Here is a 2,513-nt window from a genome sequence, read left to right as displayed (position 1 = left end):
GGATGCTTCAAAACCAAACGTTGAATGACAAACTTCGCAATTTTCTGTTACTGGAATGTGGTTGGATGAAACGCCAATGGAAAATACGCCGTCATGGCATTTGTCGCATCGTGTGGGTAGTTCATCAAAGAGCCCGCCGATATGGCAAGACTCACAATCAATGAGGCTATGAGCGCCTGTTAAGGGAAAGCCAGTTGTTAAGTGATCGAATGACTCAACATTTACCGTGTCATCAACGATTGTTGTTGCTGGGGCGGAATAACTATTAAATGATAAAAATAGCAGGGAGAAAAAAGCCACGCACACAAAAGCCTTAGCGATGCTAAAAGCTGATATTCGACTACCTTTCGACGCGATATAACTTGCCGTCACCTTCAAACTTCACGCCCCCACGACTGCCTAGCGAGTTGAAAGTTTTCGACTTTTAACGCAGACCCTGCGCACCCCAATTAAAGATGATTTCTCAGGGGCTCCATTGCTGTATGCCCATTTGAAAAACTATCCTTAATTGAAAAGTCCCCTTACGCTCCAGTACTTTTCACAGGAACCCGGTACCTATATTTATTACGTGCCAGGGATTTCCTGTTGATTTGCTGTTGAGATTTTCATGGCCAGCAAGTGTTGTATTGTTATAAATGCTGCCGTTGTTACAGAAAATCAAAAGCAAGACAGGTGCTAACGCACCTGGTTACGGTTACTACAAAAGATCCACTTGTGAGATCACTGCTACAGGTAGGTAACCATACCCGCATTATTAGTCAGTACATTCATCTGTATATGATTGTCTAACAACGCGTTAAGTAACTGGTATATCATATTAATTTAATGTTTACTAATTATAATTACTAAGTGATACGTAAACAGTTATTAGGTAGGATAAATGCGTAGCAACAAGTAGGAAATAACTGACAATAAATGCTATAAATTGAGGTGATATTGTAATCCTGCGCGATTGTTATCAGTAAAGCGATCCATCTAATAGTCGGTTATTACTAAAGCGTGAAATTAACAAGACACAGGATATCAGTGCTATTGAACACTAACTAACATTGCTCTAATGTTTTTGTATTTACTGGATTGCTATAACAGCAGGTAGGAATTGTCGCCGTTAGCGGCTTTACAAGAATACTTATATGTTGCCCGATTGCCGGGTTACATCCACGAATAGGGTAATAGGTTGTCCCGGACGAAGAAATTTATCCTTCTTGATGGTGTTATTCCAGCTCATCAACTGTGGCACTGATACGTTGAATTTGTTTGAGATGGTTGCCAGTGAGTCGCCGCGTCGTACCCGGTATTTTATTTGACGGGTAATGGAACGTTTTGGCGGTGCCGCAAACGTGGTTGGTATGAGAGCGTCTATCAAATCATTGTCTTTCAATCCATCGTTCGTCCAGACAACCAGTTTTTTACCCGCGATTAATACATCGTCGCGATCCATATTATTCCACTCGGCAAGCTTGTTCATGCTGACGTTATATTCTTGCGAGATACCCCACAAGCTGTCGCCGCTGGTAACAGTGTGAGTAATTTTCTGCTTGGGATTGCTGGTGATATTTGAATCAATATGTTTCTTGTCCAGTGAAGCAATATACCGGGTCATACCTTTCGGAGCGACGGGTATAACCAGGTTTTTTCCGGTGGCAACTTTATTACTGCTCAGTTTGTTAATGCGTTTCAGAATATCAGCGGTTGTGCCGTTTTGCCGAGCAATTTGATGCAGCGACTGGTTGGCTTCCACAACATGTCTTTTCCAGTGGACTCGATCATCGGGATGATAAGCTGCGACGTTTTGACGAAACAGGTTGGCGTTTTCTATGGGTACTAATAAGTAGTGTGGTCCTTTCGGTGGTGTTGCCCAACGGTTGAATGCCGGATTCAGTTGATACAGTTCACCAATACTAATGTCTGCAAGTTCCGCTGCTTTGGCCAGATCAATTTGACCATTGGTTTTCACTTTTCGGAAATAAGGTGAGAAAGGAATCGGATTGAGGTTTACCTTGTAATAGTCTGGTTCTGCAACCAGGGCAGAAATGGCCAGTAACTTTGGTACGTAATCCCGGGTTTCTTTAGGAAGATCCAGCGCCCAGAAATTCATGGGCTTGCCTTCTTTGGCGGCGCGTTTCAGGGCTCGACCTACCGTACCTTCGCCTGAGTTATATGCCGCTAATGCCAGTAACCAGTCACCTTTAAAGTGTTTATTTAAATATTCCAGATAGTCCAGCGCTGCATGGGTGGAAGCATAAATGTCACGCCGGCCGTCGTACCACCAATTCTGTTTTAAACCGTAGCGCTTGCCGGTTTCAGGTATGAACTGCCAGATGCCAGCAGCCCGACCGGAGGAAAACGCAAATGGTTGAAAGGCACTTTCAACGACGGGAAGCAGGGCAATTTCGGTGGGTATGCCGCGCTCCTGTACTTCACGCAAAATAAAATATAAATAAGGCAGGGCACGATCGCTAACACGATCCAGGTAGCGCTGGTTTTTGGCATACCAGTTGAGTTGCGCGTCG

General features: G+C 44.0%; 2 protein-coding genes. Both read right to left on the bottom strand.

Annotated elements, in window-relative coordinates:
- On the bottom strand, positions 1-300 hold a 300-nt coding region (locus ACWVCM_RS12045; protein ID WP_455202000.1), incomplete at its 3' end, for a hypothetical protein.
- Positions 301-1,129: 829 nt separating this feature from the next.
- A partial coding sequence (locus ACWVCM_RS12040) for a LysM peptidoglycan-binding domain-containing protein (protein WP_455201999.1) occupies positions 1,130-2,513 on the bottom strand: 1,384 nt, incomplete at its 5' end.

The sequence above is a fragment of the Kaarinaea lacus genome (genome assembly GCF_975902315.1).
Note: the sequence above shows the minus strand (reverse complement) of the source record. Positions and strands in the feature narration are given on the sequence as shown.